The sequence below is a fragment of the Halogeometricum borinquense DSM 11551 genome (genome assembly GCF_000172995.2).
Lineage (GTDB): Archaea > Halobacteriota > Halobacteria > Halobacteriales > Haloferacaceae > Halogeometricum > Halogeometricum borinquense.
In genome coordinates, this window is sequence record NC_014729.1 from 2,362,763 (window position 1) to 2,380,698 (window position 17,936).

17 protein-coding genes and 2 pseudogenes are annotated in these 17,936 nt (G+C 62.7%); 9 read left to right on the forward strand and 10 right to left on the reverse strand.

Annotated features, from left to right (window positions below; genetic code table 11):
* Positions 1–43: 43 nt before the first annotated feature.
* From HBOR_RS11900 to HBOR_RS11915, 4 genes are read right to left on the reverse strand one after another with little or no spacing between them, the layout of a single operon-like run.
* Positions 44–1,771 carry a hypothetical protein gene (locus tag HBOR_RS11900; protein ID WP_006056521.1) on the reverse strand — a complete coding sequence of 576 codons (1,728 nt, stop codon included), beginning with the start codon at positions 1,769–1,771 and terminating at the stop codon, positions 44–46.
* Entirely contained in the window at positions 1,768–3,711 is a 1,944-nt protein-coding gene (locus HBOR_RS11905; RefSeq protein ID WP_006056520.1) for a type II/IV secretion system ATPase subunit, read from the reverse strand. The genes HBOR_RS11900 and HBOR_RS11905 overlap by 4 nt, the downstream gene beginning before the upstream one ends.
* A 32-nt stretch (positions 3,712–3,743) precedes the next feature.
* A complete protein-coding gene (locus tag HBOR_RS11910; protein WP_006056519.1) occupies positions 3,744–4,214 on the reverse strand; it encodes a DUF7311 family protein in 471 nt (156 codons plus the stop codon).
* A 1-nt stretch (position 4,215) separates the two neighbouring features.
* Positions 4,216–4,689: a DUF7310 family coiled-coil domain-containing protein gene (locus HBOR_RS11915; protein ID WP_006056518.1), complete on the reverse strand. Its 474-nt coding sequence runs from the start codon at positions 4,687–4,689 to the stop codon at positions 4,216–4,218.
* Between the two features lie 76 nt (positions 4,690–4,765).
* Between HBOR_RS11915 and HBOR_RS11920 the strand changes: the two genes are divergently transcribed.
* Positions 4,766–5,851: a tubulin/FtsZ family protein gene (locus HBOR_RS11920; protein WP_006056517.1), complete on the forward strand. Its 1,086-nt coding sequence runs from the start codon at positions 4,766–4,768 to the stop codon at positions 5,849–5,851.
* Positions 5,852–6,097: 246 nt separating this feature from the next.
* On the opposite strand, the pseudogene HBOR_RS11925 reads toward HBOR_RS11920, so the two are convergent.
* A pseudogene (locus HBOR_RS11925) lies at positions 6,098–6,813 on the reverse strand (RNA-guided endonuclease TnpB family protein); the annotation flags it as partial.
* Between HBOR_RS11925 and tnpA the strand changes: the two are divergent.
* Positions 6,754–7,182, forward strand: a pseudogene (tnpA, locus tag HBOR_RS11930) (IS200/IS605 family transposase). The pseudogenes HBOR_RS11925 and tnpA overlap by 60 nt on opposite strands.
* 98 nt (positions 7,183–7,280) lie before the next feature.
* On the opposite strand, the gene HBOR_RS11935 reads toward tnpA, so the two are convergent.
* The gene (locus tag HBOR_RS11935) at positions 7,281–8,630 is read right to left on the reverse strand and encodes an alkaline phosphatase family protein (RefSeq protein ID WP_006056514.1); all 1,350 of its coding nucleotides are present in this window, start codon (positions 8,628–8,630) and stop codon (positions 7,281–7,283) included.
* A 137-nt stretch (positions 8,631–8,767) separates the two neighbouring features.
* On the opposite strand from HBOR_RS11935, the gene HBOR_RS11940 reads away from it, so the two are divergent.
* From HBOR_RS11940 to HBOR_RS11950, 3 genes are read left to right on the forward strand one after another with little or no spacing between them, the layout of a single operon-like run.
* Positions 8,768–9,211 carry a DUF5788 family protein gene (locus HBOR_RS11940; RefSeq protein WP_006056513.1) on the forward strand — a complete coding sequence of 148 codons (444 nt, stop codon included), beginning with the start codon at positions 8,768–8,770 and terminating at the stop codon, positions 9,209–9,211.
* Positions 9,211–10,959 (forward strand): DNA polymerase/3'-5' exonuclease PolX, encoded by a 1,749-nt coding sequence (gene polX, locus HBOR_RS11945; protein ID WP_006056512.1) that lies wholly within the window; start codon positions 9,211–9,213, stop codon positions 10,957–10,959. The genes HBOR_RS11940 and polX overlap by 1 nt, the downstream gene beginning before the upstream one ends.
* On the forward strand, positions 10,959–11,492 hold the full coding sequence (locus tag HBOR_RS11950) for a Mut7-C RNAse domain-containing protein (protein ID WP_006056511.1): 534 nt from the start codon (positions 10,959–10,961) through the stop codon (positions 11,490–11,492). Before polX ends, HBOR_RS11950 begins: the two co-directional genes overlap by 1 nt.
* Before the next feature lie 24 nt (positions 11,493–11,516).
* On the opposite strand, the gene HBOR_RS11955 is transcribed toward HBOR_RS11950, so the two are convergent.
* A complete protein-coding gene (locus HBOR_RS11955; RefSeq protein WP_006056510.1) occupies positions 11,517–12,482 on the reverse strand; it encodes a DUF7139 domain-containing protein in 966 nt (321 codons plus the stop codon).
* Positions 12,483–12,636: 154 nt separating this feature from the next.
* Between HBOR_RS11955 and HBOR_RS11960 the strand changes: the two genes are divergently transcribed.
* The 4 genes from HBOR_RS11960 (at position 12,637) to HBOR_RS11975 (ending at position 14,921) form a co-directional block, all read left to right on the forward strand.
* Positions 12,637–12,918 (forward strand): DUF5789 family protein, encoded by a 282-nt coding sequence (locus HBOR_RS11960; protein WP_006056509.1) that lies wholly within the window; start codon positions 12,637–12,639, stop codon positions 12,916–12,918.
* 115 nt (positions 12,919–13,033) lie between these two features.
* On the forward strand, positions 13,034–13,630 hold the full coding sequence (locus tag HBOR_RS11965) for a CPBP family glutamic-type intramembrane protease (RefSeq protein WP_006056508.1): 597 nt from the start codon (positions 13,034–13,036) through the stop codon (positions 13,628–13,630).
* A 72-nt stretch (positions 13,631–13,702) separates the two neighbouring features.
* Positions 13,703–14,155 carry a DUF302 domain-containing protein gene (locus HBOR_RS11970; RefSeq protein WP_006056507.1) on the forward strand — a complete coding sequence of 151 codons (453 nt, stop codon included), beginning with the start codon at positions 13,703–13,705 and terminating at the stop codon, positions 14,153–14,155.
* Positions 14,156–14,264: 109 nt separating this feature from the next.
* Positions 14,265–14,921: a helix-turn-helix domain-containing protein gene (locus HBOR_RS11975; RefSeq protein ID WP_006056506.1), complete on the forward strand. Its 657-nt coding sequence runs from the start codon at positions 14,265–14,267 to the stop codon at positions 14,919–14,921.
* A gap of 38 nt (positions 14,922–14,959) precedes the next feature.
* Here the strand turns inward: HBOR_RS11975 and HBOR_RS11980 are convergent, their stop codons facing one another.
* The 3 genes from HBOR_RS11980 to HBOR_RS11990 form a co-directional block, all read right to left on the reverse strand.
* Positions 14,960–15,280, reverse strand: coding sequence for a DUF7344 domain-containing protein (locus HBOR_RS11980; protein ID WP_006056505.1), 321 nt, complete (start codon positions 15,278–15,280; stop codon positions 14,960–14,962).
* Between the two features lie 114 nt (positions 15,281–15,394).
* Positions 15,395–16,660: a DNA repair protein NreA gene (gene nreA / locus HBOR_RS11985; protein ID WP_006056504.1), complete on the reverse strand. Its 1,266-nt coding sequence runs from the start codon at positions 16,658–16,660 to the stop codon at positions 15,395–15,397.
* A gap of 266 nt (positions 16,661–16,926) precedes the next feature.
* A complete protein-coding gene (locus HBOR_RS11990; protein ID WP_006056503.1) occupies positions 16,927–17,910 on the reverse strand; it encodes a transcription initiation factor IIB in 984 nt (327 codons plus the stop codon).
* Between the last annotated feature and the right edge of the window lie 26 nt (positions 17,911–17,936).

A 17,936-nucleotide genomic window follows, 5' to 3' on the forward strand; every position in this document is an offset into this window, starting at 1 on the left:
GTCTGGCCGCGCTCCCGTATATAAACCCTCGCAGGGGTGCAGTTCAGAACACGAGTGCCGCACCACGGAACGCAGCGAGATACGCGGCCGTCGCTGAAAGGAGCGCGAGACCGACGCGGTAGCCGACGAGCGTTCGGTCGAGTCCTCGGTCGAGACCGGTCGCGAGGGTAGTCAACACAACCGCGAGAACGAGAACGTACGCACCGACGGCCGTGCCGAGGAGTTCGGGTCCGAGCGCCTGCGCCCCGTCTTCGACGAGTGCCGTGTCCGCGGCACCCATCCGCGCCGCCATTGCCACCGTGGCACCACCGACTAACGGCGCGAACAGGGCGGCAGTGTTCGAGAGCGTTCCCGTCACCGACGCCAGTTCGCGCCGGGCCTCACTCTCGACGCGGCGAAGTTCGCTGAGATGGTCGGCGGTGGCGACGACAGCGTGGCCTGCCGGTCGGCCTTCCGTCGCGGCCACGGAGAGCAGTGCAGCGGCCGCCCTCGTCCGCGGACTGGGAACGTCGGCGAGGACACCATAGCGCCCGAGAAACGCCTCGCGGACGCTGACGCGGAGGCGGCGACGGACGCCCGCGGCGTCGGCGAACACCGCTCCTGCCGGGGTCGAAACGGCGTCCGCGGCGGATTCGAGTGCGACCTCGACAGAGTCACCAGCACTGACACGCCGACCAACCAGCGAGAGTACGTCGTCCAGACCCGATTCAACCTCGCGGACGCGTTCTCTGACCCGTGCCATCGGGTAGTAGCGTCCGACCAAGCCCGCTCCGACGCCTGTGCCGGCGGCGGTGAGCGCGTCGGCCCACGGGGCGACGGCTGAACCGACGAACCAGCCGACGATACCGCAGAGAACGCCTGCCCCGACCGCGGGGAGAGCGGACGACGGGACATCCGGATGGCTCGAATCGACGCGCGGCGGGGCGAGTGCGACCGGCCGCCGGAGCAATATCCACGCGCTCGCGGCGACGAGACCGAGCGGCAGAAGTAGATCATAGACGGCTACGAACGCCGCAGTCGGGACGGCGACACCGCCCGCACGGGCCGCCGGGAGGACGCCAACGAGCGCGAGTGGGAGGAGAACACCGAAGGCGTAGACGCCGGTTGTCGGGCCGCGAACGTCCGCCGCGAACGACGCGAGTTCGTCGCGCGTCCCGTCGAGGACAGCGTCGAGCGCGCGTTCTAACCCTCGCTCGCGTTCGTCCGGCTGTGCGTCGGCGCTGGCGAGAAGAAGCGAGATAGCACGCTCCAACGCGGGGAAGTGGTCGCGCCACTCGCGTGCGAACGATTCGAATCCGGAGTTCGGCGTACCGCGGGCGCGACGGACGTGTTCTGCGAGACTGTCAGCCAGCGGTCCGTCGGCCGTGTGCGCGGCGAACGACGCGGCACGTTCGGGCGTTGGTCCGAGTTGCATCCGGAGCGTCGCGCGGCCGACAAGCGCAGGCGTCTCGCCCAGTGCGCGCGTCCGGCGGAGTCGGGCTGCGACGACCGGGAGTCGGTGAACCGCATGCGTTCCGACGAGTCCGATAGCGAGGGACGCACACAGGCGAACAACGATCGGTGAGCGCGGTGCGAGTAGTGAAACGAACGCGAACGAGACGAGTGTGAGCGGGAGGCTCAACACGTACCCCGCTCGAACGACCATTTCGGCGTCTGTGTCGCTGCCGAGATACGACAGCGCGGACCGGACATCCTCACCCGGTTCGACCGACCACGGATACACCTGCGCGAGCGACTCAACGAGATGGGAGCAATTCGACGGAGCAGTCATCGGCGGACCTCGCGCACATCGGCCGCGGCGTTCGGAAGGTCATCGGGTCGCGTCTGGTCTGTTTCGGCGAGGTGCGAGAGCGTCGCTGTCCGGCGGTCGAGTGCGTCGAGTACGTCGGCGTACGATTCGTCGTGCCGGGCGAGCGCGGCGACCAACGAACTATCACCACGCGTGACGACTCCAGTCTCTTGAATACCGTTGCCGTCGCGGCCGTAGAGCGTCTCGAAATGAACGCCCTCGTCGGTCTGTCGAACCTCGGCGACCGTCTCGACTCGCCTGTCGGAACCGTCACGAGTGCAGGTGACAACGAGGTCTGTCGCCGCGAACGACGATTCGGGGACGCCGAGGTCCGAGACGACCCGTTCGCGGACGGCTGCGGGCGAGTCGCCGTGAATCGTCCCGAGAACAGCGTGGCCGTGTGCGCCGACTCGCATCGCTTCGTAGAGGGCGCTGGCCTCGTCACCCCGAACCTCGCCAACGACGAGAGCGCCGTCTCCGAGCCGGAGCGCGGTACGGACGGCATCTGTCGGCGAAAAGGAACCGTCCTCACCGAGGTCGGTGTGGAGGGGTTGCACGTCGCGCCCGCCGTCTCTGAGCGCCGCGACCGGGAGTTCCGGGGTGTCTTCGACGGTGACGAGACGCGTCGCCGCCGGGAGTTCCCAGAGAAGAGAGCCAAGAAGCGTCGTCTTGCCCGCACCGCGCGTTCCCGCGACGAGGCCCGTCGCACCGCGTTCGACAGCAAACGAGAGAAACGCCGCCGTCTCGGCCGAGAGGGTCCCCGAAGCAACGAGACCGGGGAGCGTCCACGCTCGACCGTCGTGTGCGCGGAAGGCGAATCCGATGCCGTCGCTCGCAGGGGCGGTGACGCCAGCGACGCGGACGCGTGACCCGTTGGGCGCGTCGATCGCGGCGTCCAGTGCGGGCGACGCGCGGGAGAACCCGCGTCCGCTGGCGTGTCGGAACCGAGACGCGAGCGCCGCGGCCCCATCCGGCGTGAGACGGACGTTCGTCCGGATACGCTCACCGTCGATCGCAACGCGTACCGGATTTGACGCAACCGGAGCCGACGCAACCACGTCGGTCACTCGTGGATCAGCAAACAGGTCGTCGAGAACGCCGTTCCCGCGCGTGTGACGGTTGAGTACGTCCGTTAACGTCTCCACTGGGTCGTCGTCGTCCGCGACGTGCCGCACGGCTCGGCCGGCAGCACGCTCTCCGCCCTGCACGATTCCGCGCGCGAGACACTCGTGTGCCGCCGCCAGCGTCGCCGTCGCGTCTGCGTCGAGTTCGTGCGCAACGGGCGTGAGATGATACAGTCGGCCGTCGCCGGTCCGGTACAGACGAACCGTCGCGCCGGTATCAAGTTCTCGCCGGTCGAGGAGAGCGGCATCCGACGGAAGTCGCCGAGCGACACGGGAACGGGCGACTGACGGTCCCACGTAACTCCACAGGAGACTCTCGTAATCGTCTGCACGTTCGACACCCGCGGCAAGGCCTGTCTCGGCCGCGAGAGTCGCCACCGGTCCCGCCCGACCGGTTGCTCGCCGGACCGCATCTATCGGGTCTCGGGTGGCGCGTTCTGCGAGCGATTCGTCGTGGAATCCGACGCGTTCGGCGAACCGACCTGCCGCGAGCAAAACACCCGCAGCATCGTCGTCGTAGGTGCGTTCGAGACCGTCAGCACGGACGCGAACCACGTCCGCGTCTCGGTCCGCGAGTGCGCCAATGACGGTGGCACGGCACGCGGGAACGCCGGCGAGGTCACCGCCACCGGGACAGTCGGTCGCATCGACGACGAGCTCCGTCCGGTCTGTCGTCCGGCCGGTCGGCGTCTCGAACGAGTGTTGGCACCGGCAGGCGGATTCATCGTCATCGGTGTCGGTATCGAGCGAGAGCGCCGAACCGACAGCGGCGATGCAGGCGGTGAAGTCGAGAGGCATGGGGTCGATGGTCGCGTCTCCGTATATAAACCTCAGCCAGAGTAGGCACGCGAGGCGACCAGTACAGGACCATCCGCTGTCCGCCGAAGCGCGACCGAGATCGGTCGGTCGCCGTATCCGCGGAGGACGATAGGACCGTTCGGTGTCCGGAGTGCGACCGGGAGCGAGAGCCGACGCGTTATTTCCGTGCCACCGGCCACCGCGTAGGTCACGACCGACCGGTTTCCCTGTCCGCCGGGTTGCCCACCGACAGCGACGTAATCGATACCTGCGCTCGTCCACGTCGGCGACGGGAGCGAGAACGTCACGGTTCGCGTCGGCGCGACAGCGGCGTCACTCGTCGCATCCGAACCGTACGCGAGCGCCGACCCGGCCGCCGAGAGTCGTTCGACGGAAGTGTCCACTCTCGTCGCCGTTCGGTCGGCCCGGGCGTCTTCGACCGCCGGAAGCGACGCACCGAGGACCGCGACAGCGAGGACCGCCGCGAGAACGACGCGAATCACGTCACAGCGCCTCGCGGAGGCGTGCGGCGAGAGAGTCCTCCGCCTCGTCCCCGTCGGTATCGCAAGCGGTGTCGTCACGGCGGTCCGCCACGTCGCCGACTGTCTCCGCGTCGTCCGGAAGGCGTTCGACGACGAGGCCGTCATCCTCGTCGTGCGCGGCGGCGAGTTGTTCGGCTATCGCAAGTGCGAGATCGGCGCGGCGTTCGACTGATTCGTTTACCGCCTGCACGCCGCCCAGGAGACCACGAACCGCCTCAAGTTCGGCCGACAGTTCGGACACACGCCGGTCGAGAGCCGCTATCGACTGTTCGAGATCCGCCACGGTCGTCTCGGACAGCGCTTCGGCGGCCTCGGTATCCGTGTCGGTACCCGACGCGTCGTTCGACGGTTGGTCGCGGTCGTCGTCAGTCAGAGCGCGTTCAACGGCGTCGAGACGGGCTGCAAGCGTTGTGAGGTCGGTTTTGTCATCCGGCATGGGGCGACTGGTCCCGTCATGTGAAATAAAACCTCGGTGGGGAAAGTTGAAGGTCGGTACTAACGAGTCATCCGATATGAAGACCGTCCTGATAGGTGTCGGCCAGGCCGGCGGGAAGCTTACCCGCGAACTGGTTGACTTCGATGAACGAATGGAGTTCGGCGCGGTTCTCGATGCAGTCGCCGTGAACTCCGCGAAGGCTGACCTGCGCGACATTCCGTTCGAGACGATTCTCATCGGACAGGACCGCGTGAAAGGCCACGGGGTCGGCGGCGACAACGAACTCGGCGCGGAAGTCATGCAAGCAGACAAGCGCGAGGTGCTCTCAGCACTCGACGGCCGCATCACCGCCGAAGCCGAAGCGATTTTCGTCGTCGCCGGACTCGGCGGCGGGACCGGAAGCGGTGGCGCACCCGTCCTCGTCAATGAACTCCAGCAGATCTACGACGTACCAATCTACGCTCTCGGCATCCTTCCCGGCGACAGCGAAGGCGCGATGTATCAGGTGAACGCCGGACGGTCGCTGAAGACCGTCGCTCGCGAAGCAGATTCGCTCCTCCTCGTTGACAACGACGCGTTCCGGAGTTCGGGCGAGAGCCTCGAACAGGGATACGACGCGATCAACCGCGCTATCGCCCAGCGCGTCGGACTCCTGTTCGCCTCCGGTGAGGCAGTCGAGGGCGTCGCAGAGAGTGTCGTTGACTCCTCTGAGGTCATCAACACGCTCCGCTCGGGCGGCATTTCGGCGCTCGGCTACGCCGCCGCTGAGTCCGCCGATAGCTCCGAGGGCAACATCAACACCGTGATGAGTACCACGCGGCGCTCTCTCCTCACTGGCACGAGCCTCCCCGAGGCGACAACAGCTGATTCGGCGCTCCTCGTCGTCGCGGGCGAACCGGACAAGATACCTCGCAAAGGCGTCGAGCGCGCCCGCCGATGGATCGAAGAGGAAACCGGAAGCCTCCAAGTTCGTGGCGGAGACTTCCCGCTGGATTCCGGACGCATCGCGTCGCTCATCCTTCTCGGCGGTGTCGAGCGCTCCGACCGGCTTGAAGCGTTCATGCAACGCGCAAAAGAGGCCGTTAAAGAAGCCGAAGAGACCGAAGAGCGCGAAGACCCCGCCGAGACGTGGCGGAACGACGAACTCGAAGACCTCATCTAGTCGGCTCGGTCCCCCTTTTCCCCTCCTGGCGTTCGAGAACCCGTCGAGACGGACTCGTCTGTGTCAGCGTGACCGATGAATCGAGACGGATCAAGTGGCGGAGACGAGACTGTGCGTAAAGCGTGAGATAGCGAGCGGAGACGGGACACTGAGTGAACCGCCTCGGGGTCAAGTGGTTCGAGAGACTTCGTCTCTCGTCATCACGGAAATCTTTGATTTCCGTATGACTCCGAGGCTTCCCGTGGGTTAGTCGGACACTCCCACTCGACCATCGGCCTGATAGCCTCGAACGGTCGGTTGGGTCACGGTCGGGGCGTCCACGGCCCCCGATGCCCGCCGTCTCAAAGTCGCGAAGCGACTTTGCGGGCTGCACAAGAGCTCCGCTCTTGTGAACGTCGAACCTTCCGAACAACGGGAAGGCTGTTGAGAGCAGGCACATTCCAATCGAGTTTCTTCACGCCTTTCACGGCGATGTTGACGCTTGCACTACGGTCGCTGTGGTCTTGATGGGAACAGTCCTTGCACTTGAACCGCTTCTTGTTTCGGTTCGCACGCTCCGTATTCCCACACATCGGACACCGCTGACTCGTGTACTCGGGGTTAATCCACGCGGTCGGAATCTCCTTGAACGACGCCTTGTACGACGTATAGAACTGAAGGGCGCGGAACGGGAGGTGGTGCAAGCGTCGGTTCATCCGCGTGCCGTAGTCGATACTGTCGCGCATTTCTTTGAGGTCTTCAAAGACGATGCACGGCTTCTCGAACTGACGGCTCCACTCCACGATGTGACGACTCACCTTGTGGAGTCGGTCGCGGACAAACCGTTCTTCGCGCCCTTCGAGCGTGTCGTGGGTACTGTCTTTCCCCGCGTTCTGGACGCGCTTCCGCATCGTGAAGTAGCGGTGACGCTCGAACTTGATTTCGGGGAAGTCAATAACCAACATGTCCTCAACGCCATCCTCGAACCAATCGAGGACTCGCTGGAAGCGAGTTTCCGCGACGTGTGCAGCGAGTACGACTACGAGATACTGTCGTCGTCCGAAAATCTCTGATTTTCGGGATCAAGAGAGACGAAGTCTCTCGAACGACTCCACATTTCACCCGACCACACACATCTGTTCCTCTCCGCCCACCCAAGATACGCTCCGAGCGAGATTGTTCGAACGGTCAAGAGCATCACGGCGCGGGAGATGTGGGAACAGCACGAACCGTTCTTGGAGGAGTATCTGTGGGGCGGCGGGTTCTGGGAGGAATCGTACTACGTTGGGACGGCAGGCGACGTTTCGACAGACACGATTGAGCAGTATATCGAGCGGACGGAACACGTTTAGCGGAGCGTACGGCCTTCACCCACGGGGTCAAGCCCCGAGGCACTCGGCCTGCTCAGCCTGTAGAAACCGAGACAGCGCGTGAAGATCGAGACCCGGCGTTACTGGGTGATGAGACTCGCGCCGTCGAAGTCGGTCCGAGTGTACTCGACTTCCATCAGGTCGAGGATTGTCGGTGCGATATCGTAGAGGTCTGCATCCTCAATCGTCGCGTTGGGGTCGTCGATGTACAGCGACGCGTTGTCGAAGCTGTGCATCCCGTTTCGTGGGCCCTGTCCGAACACGTCGTCTTTGCCCTTGAAGCCGGACTTGAGGTCGAATCCGTGGTTCGGGACGATGACGAGGTCCGGGGCGATGTCGTCGTGGTTGCCGCGGAACGCATCTTCCTTCTCGACGACGCGGTCTGCGACCTTGCGGCCGTTGGGACCTTCGAGGTTCTCCAGCATCTCCTTCAGTTCGTCACGGCGCTCTTGGTACTCGTCCTGCGGGACGGCACCGCGCGGTTCGCGGCCTTCGAGGTTGATGTAGAAGCGTCCGGGGATGAGCGAGTACGCCAGCGTGTCGTCGGAGATATCCTCAAGTTGTTCGTGGTCGTCGTCCTCGTACGAGAGCCATCCCTCCTGTTCGAGGAGCGTGTTGCAGTGGACTTCGTAGTCGAGAGACGTGAACCCGTGGTCGGCGGCGATGACGAGCGTCACGTCCTCGGGCAGCATCTCCCGAATCTGACCGAGATAGTCGTCTACCTTGCGGTAGAACGCCATGAACTTCTCTTTGTCCGACGTTTCGTTCTCGTAATCCTTGAACAGGAAGTGGTTGACCCGGTCTGTGGTCATGAACACGCCGAAAAACAGGTCCCAGTCGTCCTGTTGGAGGTAGTGACTGAACGCCTCGAACCGTCTATCGAGGGTCTTGTTGGCGTTCTCGACGAACTCGGTCTTGTCGTCTTTGTGACCGAGTTTCGCGTTCACGTCGATAATGTATCCTGAAGACTCCAAGTGATCGCGGAAGTCGTCGGGATACGCCGCCTTGTCCACGCTGGGCGAGAGAAAGCCCGAAACCATCCGCTGGACGTTTCGCTGCGGCGGGAACGTGACGGGGACGTTCATCACGGTTGCCTTCCGCCCGGCGTCGGTGACGCGGTCCCAGATGCGCGTGGCCTGCACGTCGCGGCCCATCGGGACGTACGTCTCGTACGAACCATTCTCGCGGTCTTGGAAGCCGTACACACCAGTTTCTCCGGGGTTGACACCCGTGGTGAGGGCGGGCCAACACGCGGAGGACTCGGGGGGAACGATACTTTCGATAGCTCCGGCACTCCCCGTCTCGGCGAGATCAGCCATGTTGGGGAACTCGTCGGGGTTGTCGGCGAGGAGACTAAAGGGAACGCCGTCGATTCCAATGAAGGCGACACGCGGGTCGTCTTGCCCACGTAGTCGGTCGAACAGACCCATATGCTTCCTTCCGCGGAGACGCATAAGAACCTTCTTCTACTTCCGAACTCCTGCCGGTGATTACGACACGAAGGAGAGAGCCAACCTTCGGGGGCGAAGGAGCGAAGTGTCGTCCGGTCGTACGCTTACGAAGAGCCGTGAAGGAGTTCGAGCGAAAGCAGTTGTTGGAGCGCGTCAATCGCGAGGGGGCAACCATTGGTGTCGATATCCCTGACCGAATCGACGTGCAGGGCGAGGAGGTGGAACTGCGCGATTTCGTTTTCGAGATCAAGCGCCGCGACACCGTTCCGGAGGGTGAGAAAGACCGCGTCGAGCAGGCGAAAAAGAACCTCCGACGCGAACGTCTCCAGCGACTCCAGCAAATAGAGGACAACGAGGTGAGTTACGAGGAGGGCCAACGGTTAGTCGAAAGTATCGTCGGCATCGACCGGGCGTTGAACGCACTCGAACAACTACGCCCCGCGAACCTCGAACAGGAGTCTCAGTTACAGGAGGCCCAAGACCGGAAACGGTGGATGAACTTCCTGAAGCAGGCGCTGGGCCGCGAGAAAAGCAGTCGGTCCAGCCGCGGGGGGCGGTGATGAGCCGAAACGACGAGGTGGCGTCGCTGTTCGAGGAGTTCGCTGATCTCCTCGATGCCAAAGACGTTTCCTACAAACCGAACACGTATCGCCGCGCCGCCGAGAACATCCGCGAGTATCCCCACCCTATCGAAGAACTCGCCGCCGACGGAGCGGACGCCGTCGGAGAGATACAGGGCGTCGGCGATGCTATCTCCGCGAAGATTATCGAGTACTTCGAGACGGGGGAAATCGAGGAACTGGAAGCGCTTCGTGCGGAACTTCCAGTCGAGATGGCGACGCTCACCAGCGTCGAAGGTGTCGGACCGAAGACCGTGGGGAAACTATACGACGCACTCGGGATTACCACGCTGGACGAACTCGAACGGGCGGCCGAGGAAGAGCAGATACGCGAGGTGAAGGGGTTCGGTCCGAAAACCGAGGCGAACATCCGCGAAAATATCCCGTTCGCTCGCGAGGCACAGAAACGAGAACGACTCGGGAACGCACGTCCCCTCGCCGACGACGTACTCGCGTATCTCCGCGAGGCCGATACCGTCCAGGCGGCCGAAGTGGCGGGGTCGATTCGGCGATGGCGCGACACCATCGGCGACGTGGACGTTCTCGTGGCCGCCGAATCCGGCGACTCCGTCGTCGAGGCGTTCACCGACTGGCCCGCCGCGAACACGGTTATCGAGGCGGGTCCCTCGAAAGCCAGCGTTCGGTCGAGCGGTATTCGCGTGGACCTGCGTGTCGTCGTCCCCGAGGAGTTCGGCGCGGCCCTCCAGTATTTCACCGGGAGTAAGGACCACAACGTCGCGCTTCGGAACATCGCCATCGAGAAGGGTCTGAAGATGAACGAGTACGGCGTCTTCGACGTGTCCGACGTCGAGGACCCGGAGACCGACCAACGCGCGGGCGAGAAAATCGCAGGTGAGACGGAGGCGTCGATGTACGAGGCTCTCGGTCTGCCATTCATCCCGCCGGAACTCCGCGAAAACACCGGCGAAGTCGAGGCCGCGCAAGCGGGGACACTCCCCGAAGTGGTCGAAATGGGCGACGTACGCGGCGACTTACACACGCACTCTGACTGGTCCGACGGTCGCTACTCCATCTCGGAGATGGTCGCCGCCGCCGAAGAACGCGGCTACGACTACTACGCGGTGACCGACCACGCAACCGGGCCGGGAATGGTCGGCGGCGTCGGCTTAGACGACGACGAACTCCGTGACCAGATGGATGCTGTCGCCGACATCGCCGCAGAGACCGACCTCGAACTCCTCCACGGCGTTGAGGCGAACATCGACGCCGAGGGTGGCATCTCCGTCGGCGACGACGTGCTCGCAGACCTCGATGTCGTCGTCGCTTCGCCGCACGCGGCACTCGGACAAGACCGCGAGACCGCGACCGACCGACTCGTCGCGGCAGTCGAACATCCCGCCGTCGATATTCTCGGCCATCCGACCGGTCGCCTCATCAACGAGCGACCGGGTCTCGAACTCGACATCGAACGTATCGCGGAGACCGCGGCCGGGAACGGCACGGCACTGGAAATCAACGCCGACCCTGCCCGACTCGACCTGCACGGCGAACTCGTGCACGTCGCCCGAGAAGCGGGCGCGACCATCGTCACCAACACCGACGCACACGCCCCCGGCGCACTCGACTACATCCGATACGGCGTTCACACGGCCCGTCGCGGATGGTGCGAGGCCGACGACCTGTTGAACGCGTGGCGCGTCGAAGACCTCCGTTCGTTCCTTCACTGATGACCGACCGTCCCGAGTCCGACGACGAACGCGAACGGTTGCTGTTGGATGCGATGCTCGGGAAGTTGACGACGTACCTTCGAATGTGCGGCTACGATGCGGCGTACGCCCTTGACGACGGACCGGACCCCGGCGACGACGCGCTTCTCGAACGAGCACGCGAGGAGAACCGGACGCTCGTCACACGCGACGAACGACTCGCCAGGCGCGCGCCAGATGGAGTTCTCGTCACGACGCGGGCGATAACCGATCAACTCCGCGAATTCTCATCGGCGGGGTACGCTGTCGAACTACGCGGAGGGCCGGTGCGATGTAGCACGTGCAACGGGCAGGTAGAACGCGTCGGGACGGACGAGCCAGTTCCGGAGTACGCACCGGACCCCGGCGAACAGCCACTGTGGCGGTGTCTGGACTGCGGACAGGTGTACTGGAAGGGAAGTCACTGGGACGACGTGGCGAAGCGAATCGACGCCAAAGAGAATGAGCGCGACGGAGACGAGCAACAGCGCGACGGCGGAGACGAAACACGGTAGGAATCGAAGCAACGGATCAACGAGTCAGCGCTTGCTGGCCCACTCGTCGCAGGGGTCCATATCGTCCATGAGTTCCTCGTGGTAGCCGCAGTAGGGCTGGATGCCGTCGTCCGTCCGAACGTAGTCGAAGTGCGCGCAGTTTCCACAGTAGGTGTCTCCGGCGGTCTGATCCGACGACCCGCGTTCGGACTGAGAACGCGAGCCTCGTGATTGGGACTGTGATTGCGGGCTGGACGACGACTGTGACTGCGGACCGGACGGCGACTGTGGACTGCGTGACCGGGATTGCGACTGGGTACCCGTCCCTTGCGGCGACGTGATGGACGCCGCATCAGTGCCGCCGTCGGAGACAGTGCCACTTTGCCCTGTCTGAGATTGACGGGCCGTCTGCGTCTCGGTATCTCCGTCAGGCGTGCCGCCGAGGAAGCCGATACCGCCGAGTCCGCCGCGCGAACGATCCCGTTCGACTTCGACGTAGCGCGTCTCGCCTTTCTTCGTCACTTCCACGGTTGCGGTGCCACCGGGTGCGTTCCGCGTTTTGAAGTTGGCGACGCCGACAAACAGACACCAGAAGGTGGTCAGCGTGCCGAGGAAGTAGACGCTCACGGTGAGCAGTGTCAGGTCGGGGCGGCCCCGCCTGCACAGCGACCCAGACCACTGGCAGGGGTAGGCGTGCCAGAACAGAGCGACGCCAGCCAGTGCGATTCCCGCACCGACGATGGCGGCCGCTTTCGTCAGTCGGCCAGACGGTGTGACGGTGAAAATACCGAGGAACACCAGCGGAACACCGACGCCCGCGAGGATGCCGCCGAGTTCGCGCACGTCACCGAGCGACATCCCATCGCCGCGGAGGACGCTCGTCGTAGCGACGACGATGCCCGCAACGACGAGAAGGACACCGAGCAGGAACATCCCGAGTCCGAGCAACAGTCGCTGGAGGCCCGGCCCGGCGCGCTCTCCTTTGTGATACGCCTCCGAGAGACTGGTCATGCACCGTGGTTGTTCTTCATCACACAAAACGATGCGTCAGACGCATGTGCGACAGCATATACCATATACCATTGACAATTACCCGTTCATCGGGACGATAGCGCTCTGCAAACGTGTCGAAGGGATTATTGCCGCCGATAGCAAAGCGCACGATATGGCAGACGAGGACGAAAACGAGGGACCCGTCGTGGAACTCGGCGAGGAGACGCCTGTTGAGGGCCAACCGCTCGCTCGGGTCGCGTCGCGGTTGACGTGGCCGCACGAGAAACCCCGCATCCTCGAACAGGAGGGAGACAGTGTCATCCGAACGGCGTCCGGTCCGCAGACGCTCTCGGACGTACTCGAACAGGTAGACGATTCCTACTTCGACACTCGGCAGACGTTCATCGATGCGGTCGAATCCGCCATCGACACCGCCCCTGTCGAGACGAAGTAGTCGCGCCGCAGGACGGTCTCTTGTGTCCGGTTACTCACGACTTCGCAGTACGGTCGGTCGCCTCTCGTGGTTGCAGAAGTCGCTACTGTTAGGTCTGTTTTTGACCGTTCTTTGGATGACGTGGACCGTTCCGCCGAGGAACCTCACCTACCGCGCGTTCCGGGACGCCGTCGTCTTCATCGTCTTTCCGGCGGTGCTTGCAATCACCCATGGCCGCAACCTCGGGTGGCAAGTAAACCGGCGCGCGCTTCGCAACACACTCATCGTTTCGGCAATCGTCCTCCCGTTCTACGTCGTCGGGTCGTCGCTCCCGAGTATCAGGACGTACTATCCGATGTGGCAGACCAGTCCGGCACTCGTAGAGTTTCTCCCGCACACCCTCCAGCAGTTGGTCGTCGTCATCGCCGCCGAAACGTACTACCGCGGTCTCCTCTGTGTCGGCGTGAGCGAGGAGTTCGGCTTCAAGAGCGTCTTCATCAGCCCCGTCGTCTACGCGCTCCATCACGTGGGGAAACCACCGATAGAACTCGTCCTTTCGGGACCCACGGACGTGTTGTTCGGCGCGGTTGACTACGACAGTAATTCTATTCTCCCGTCGATTGTCGCACACGGCCTCGGCCTCGGACTCTTGGACTGGTTAGTCATGCACGACCCACTCATCCCCACCGAAACAGTTCTGGGATGGCTTCGTTGGCTTCCGATTACACTCTGAGACACTGAGTGGTTGTGTGTGATCTGGGCACATCCATAGCTTTTCCCGCGCGGGGAGCGAAGCGGTCCAGTGATGACACTTCCCATCGACCCGACAGCACTCTCCGAATCGGACATCGGTGAAAAACGTGCGACGCTCCACATGGATCACGAATCGGCCATCGAACACGTCCGCGAAGTATTCACTGACGCCGGATTCGGCGTCCCAGTCGAGTTTTCCCCGTCAGAACTGCTCAACGAGAAAGTAGACGCCGACAGAGATCCCTACTACGTGCTCGGCGCATGCAATCCGAGTATGGCCGATAGAGCCCTCGATGCCTCCGAGAAGAAGATGGGTGGGCTGTTCCCGTGTAATGTCATCATCTGGGAAGAAGAACCCGGCGTCCAGACGGTGTATCACGTGAGTATCATGCGAATCGGGCGACTCGTCGGGATGGCGCCCGACGACGAGACGATGGCTGAAATCGTGGCCGACACGGGCGAACTCGTAGACGAAGCGTTCTCGAACCTCGACACCGAGGCGTGAGTCCGCCGAAGAGAGTGGTTGACGTTCGACCACTCTCACACCCAGACACGCCACGAACTGGCAGCGGTAACTAGTTAAGTGTTTTACATCAAAGGAGGAGTATCGTTCGATGAGTCTTACCGTCGTGATCCGTCTCCCGTCGTCGGCGTTCGAGTTAGGACGGGCGCTGAGCGTACAGACAGGAGAACGGATCGAACTGGAAACGATGGTTCCACTCGGAGCAGCGGCGATCCCGTTCTTCTGGCTGTATCACTCCGGTGAGAACGCGTTCGTATCGGCGGCGAACGACCACCCGTCCGTTCGAAACATTGCCACAGTAGACACATTCGACGACCGCACGCTCTTTGCACTTGATTGGGACCCCGAGGCGGACGGCCTTTTCGACACCATCGTGGACTGTCGCGGGCGCGTGCTGGATGCAACGGGAGCGCACGACGAGTGGCGGCTCGAACTGCGATTCCCCAGTCACGACGAACTCTCGGCGTTTCGCTCAGCGTGTCAAGACGAGCAGTATCCGCTCACCGTCGAGCGCGTTTCCCGAGCGGACGGATCAACCGCGAAAACGAAGTTCGGCTTGACTGCCATTCAGCGCGAGACGCTGCTCGTCGCTGTCGAAGCGGGGTACTACGATATCCCCCGACGCTGTACGACCGTCGAACTGGCCGAGATGCTCGACATCTCAGACCAAGCGGTGACAGAGCGTCTCCGCCGTGCTATCGTCTCGCTCGTCTCGAACACGCTCGTCACTGCGCGGGAGAACACGTAAGAAACCGTGCTGACAGCCGATTCGTCGTGACAGTGCAATCAGTCGTCAAAAACGATGTCGAGAATTCGTTCGACGCTCTCCATCTCGTCAGTAAGCCGGACGCTTTCTTCGTCACTCGAGGCGTACTCGACTAAATCGGCGTCGATCAGTTTTGGGATATGAACGTGATGAAACGAGAACAGGATCCGGTTTCGCTGTTCGTCTGTGAGTTCCTCCCGCGGAACGTCCAACTCGCGGACGCCGACCTCGGTTGCGAGTTCGTCCAGCGTGGTTGGCTCGTCGCGTTCTCTCAACACCGAGAGAACGACGAGACGGCGGCGTTGCGACAGTAATCTGAATTGCTCGCTATTCCCATCCATTCCAGATAGATTCACGAAACGGTATCGTATAGGGACGTACCATGGTACACCAACGTCATTATAAATACGTGCAGATCGGGAGCGCTACGACGGCGCGGTGACAAACGAGTCTCGTTACGAGAAGTCGCGGAGGTTCATCTGGAGTCCGGATGCCATCGTCGATTTCCGGCGGAGGTCACCGAGCGAGACGGGGAGATACTCCGTCACCTGTCGGACCGCGGCGGCAAACGTCTCCGCCTCGGCGCGCTCCCCGTCGAAAGCGTTTCTGACCGACTCGCGGACTTGCCAGACGCCCGCCGGACCCCAGTAGTCGTCGGAGACGTGGCGAAGGATGAGTGCCTTCGCTTGTCTGCCCTGCTGGTCGAGATACTCCAACACGCCGAGTCGGGAAGCGTGATACGCCCCTGCGGTCTCCTCGACGTATCCCGTCCGCCCCTCGAATCCTTCGCTGTCGGACGACAACCACATCCCCGCTTCGGGGTCGGGGTTCCAGACGCTCCCCGGCGCTTTCATCTCGACTAACTCGAACTCCCAGTTGCCCGGCGCGAGAATCACCCAGAAGGCGTTACCGAGGAACTCGTTGCGGTGAATCTCGACGGTGTTGATACTCGGATTCGTCTGAATGCGCCCGCGGAGGAACTGGCCAACGGTATCGTCTACGGCGGTAATCGACCATCGCGTCGGAACCAGACGGCGGTTGTCGCCCTGCCCGAGTGCGCCCGCCGAGAGGATTGTGTTGATGTCGTACACGTCGAACCCGCGGCGGTAGAGATAGTTCATTGCGCCCTGTGCGTTCCAGTCGTCGTCTTCCAGCGTCTTCTGGACGGGACGAGGGACGTGCGGATTCTCGGCTAAATCGGCCGACTGGGCGCGGGCGCGAGGGCCGACCGGCGTTGCAACATCGTCGAGACTCACGTCGAAGTCGATGTCCGGTCGGCTATCGAGACCGATTTCGACGCTCACCGGCCGGTCCGCGATGGCGACTTCCCGCTGGACGCCGAGGAAGCCGTCCCACGCGTCGTTCACGTTCTGCACCTCTGTTGGACGATTAGAGTTCAACAGACTCGTGCGCCGTTGGAACACGTCGTTGATGGAGACGCCTTCGTCGTACCACCCGGCCGATGTCTCGAACTTCGCAGCGTCGTCCTCGTGACCGACGGGAGAGAGAATACCGGTCGAGACGTTCGGATAGTTCGACTGACCGACGAAGATAGAGGGGGAGACGCTTCCGAACAGCGAGTCGCCTTGCACCGTCTCCTCGAACCGGTTCTGGAAGTCCTCTAAGTGTTCGAGGATGTCGTAGGACTTCTCTTGGGCGAGGCGACGGCGTTTTGCGCGTTCGGACTCCGCCGCGATGTCCATGTACTCGTCGAGGCGCATCTACTCACACGGTGTAGCCGTGCGAGTCGCTTGAACCTGTCGCGGGGGAATCAAACGACGGGGAAGTCACTGTCGGAGGGACGGCGAAACGGAGGCAAATGAGAGAGCGCGAAGGGACGGAACAAACGCAGAGAGATGGAGCAAACGCAGAGAAACGGTGCAAGCGCGAAGAGACGGAACAAACGCAGAGAGATGGAGCAAACGCAGAGAGATGGAGCAAACGCAGAGAAACGGTGCAAGCGCGAAGAGACGGGAAACGAACGAGGTTAGCCGTGGATACCCATCGCTTCGATCTGTTCTTGGTACCGATTTCGGATGGTGACTTCCGTCACCTGTGCTACGTCGGCAACTTCGCGCTGTGTCTTTTTCTCGTTACAGAGCAGTGAGGCGGCGTAGATGGCGGCGGCGGCGTATCCCGTCGGTGATTTACCCGAGAGAAGGCCTTTTTCGGCCGTCGTCTCGATAATCTCGTTTGCTTTCGACTGCACCTCTTTCGAGAGGTCGAGTTCCGAGGAGAATCGTGGGACGTACTTTTTCGGGTCAACCGGCTTCATCTCCAAGCCGAGTTCTTGGGAGATGTAGCGATACGTCCGACCGATTTCTTTCCGTTCGACGCGCGAAACGTCGGAAATCTCTTCGAGTGAACGGGGGATTCCTTCCTTCCGACAGGCGGCGTAGAGCGCGGAGGTGGCAACACCTTCGATAGACCGGCCGCGGATGAGGTCTTCGTTCAGTGCGCGACGATAGATGACCGAGGCGACTTCGCGGACGGAGCGCGGTACGCCGAGCGCGGAGGCCATACGGTCGATTTCGGAAAGTGCAAACTGGAGGTTACGCTCACCGGCGTCCTTCGTCCGGATTCGCTCTTGCCACTTACGGAGGCGGTGCATCTGCGAGCGCTTCCGCGAGGAGATGGACCGACCGTAGGCGTCTTTGTCCTTCCAGTCGATTGTCGTCGTCAATCCCTTGTCGTGCATCGTCTGCGTCGTCGGCGCGCCGACGCGGGACTTCGACTGCCGTTCGGAGTGATTGAACGCGCGCCACTCCGGACCGGGGTCGATCTGTTCTTCTTCGACGACGATGCCGGTCGGTTCGTGAATTAGCTCACCATCCCCGGTCCGGACGAGATCCTCCTCGTCCATGTCCTCGATGTCAATATCGTCCTCGTCCTCGGCAGCATCCTCTTCGCGTTCGCCCTGCCACCGTGTTCTATCACTGTCTCGCTCCCGCTGGCGAGTAGGCCGTGTCATCGCATTTTTATATTCGCTATCGCGTT

Excerpts from the sequence above, each read along its gene's own strand:
- HBOR_RS11900 (WP_006056521.1), bottom strand. The coding sequence starts at position 1,771 with ATGACTGCTCCGTCGAATTGCTCCCATCTCGTTGAGTCGCTCGCGCAG.
- HBOR_RS11905 (WP_006056520.1), bottom strand. The coding sequence starts at position 3,711 with ATGCCTCTCGACTTCACCGCCTGCATCGCCGCTGTCGGTTCGGCGCTC.
- HBOR_RS11915 (WP_006056518.1), bottom strand. The coding sequence starts at position 4,689 with ATGCCGGATGACAAAACCGACCTCACAACGCTTGCAGCCCGTCTCGAC.
- HBOR_RS11920 (WP_006056517.1), top strand. The coding sequence starts at position 4,766 with ATGAAGACCGTCCTGATAGGTGTCGGCCAGGCCGGCGGGAAGCTTACC.
- HBOR_RS11935 (WP_006056514.1), bottom strand. The coding sequence starts at position 8,630 with ATGGGTCTGTTCGACCGACTACGTGGGCAAGACGACCCGCGTGTCGCC.
- polX (WP_006056512.1), top strand. The coding sequence starts at position 9,211 with ATGAGCCGAAACGACGAGGTGGCGTCGCTGTTCGAGGAGTTCGCTGAT.
- HBOR_RS11950 (WP_006056511.1), top strand. The coding sequence starts at position 10,959 with ATGACCGACCGTCCCGAGTCCGACGACGAACGCGAACGGTTGCTGTTG.
- HBOR_RS11955 (WP_006056510.1), bottom strand. The coding sequence starts at position 12,482 with ATGACCAGTCTCTCGGAGGCGTATCACAAAGGAGAGCGCGCCGGGCCG.
- HBOR_RS11960 (WP_006056509.1), top strand. The coding sequence starts at position 12,637 with ATGGCAGACGAGGACGAAAACGAGGGACCCGTCGTGGAACTCGGCGAG.
- HBOR_RS11965 (WP_006056508.1), top strand. The coding sequence starts at position 13,034 with ATGACGTGGACCGTTCCGCCGAGGAACCTCACCTACCGCGCGTTCCGG.
- HBOR_RS11970 (WP_006056507.1), top strand. The coding sequence starts at position 13,703 with ATGACACTTCCCATCGACCCGACAGCACTCTCCGAATCGGACATCGGT.
- HBOR_RS11975 (WP_006056506.1), top strand. The coding sequence starts at position 14,265 with ATGAGTCTTACCGTCGTGATCCGTCTCCCGTCGTCGGCGTTCGAGTTA.
- HBOR_RS11980 (WP_006056505.1), bottom strand. The coding sequence starts at position 15,280 with ATGGATGGGAATAGCGAGCAATTCAGATTACTGTCGCAACGCCGCCGT.
- nreA (WP_006056504.1), bottom strand. The coding sequence starts at position 16,660 with ATGCGCCTCGACGAGTACATGGACATCGCGGCGGAGTCCGAACGCGCA.
- HBOR_RS11990 (WP_006056503.1), bottom strand. The coding sequence starts at position 17,910 with ATGACACGGCCTACTCGCCAGCGGGAGCGAGACAGTGATAGAACACGG.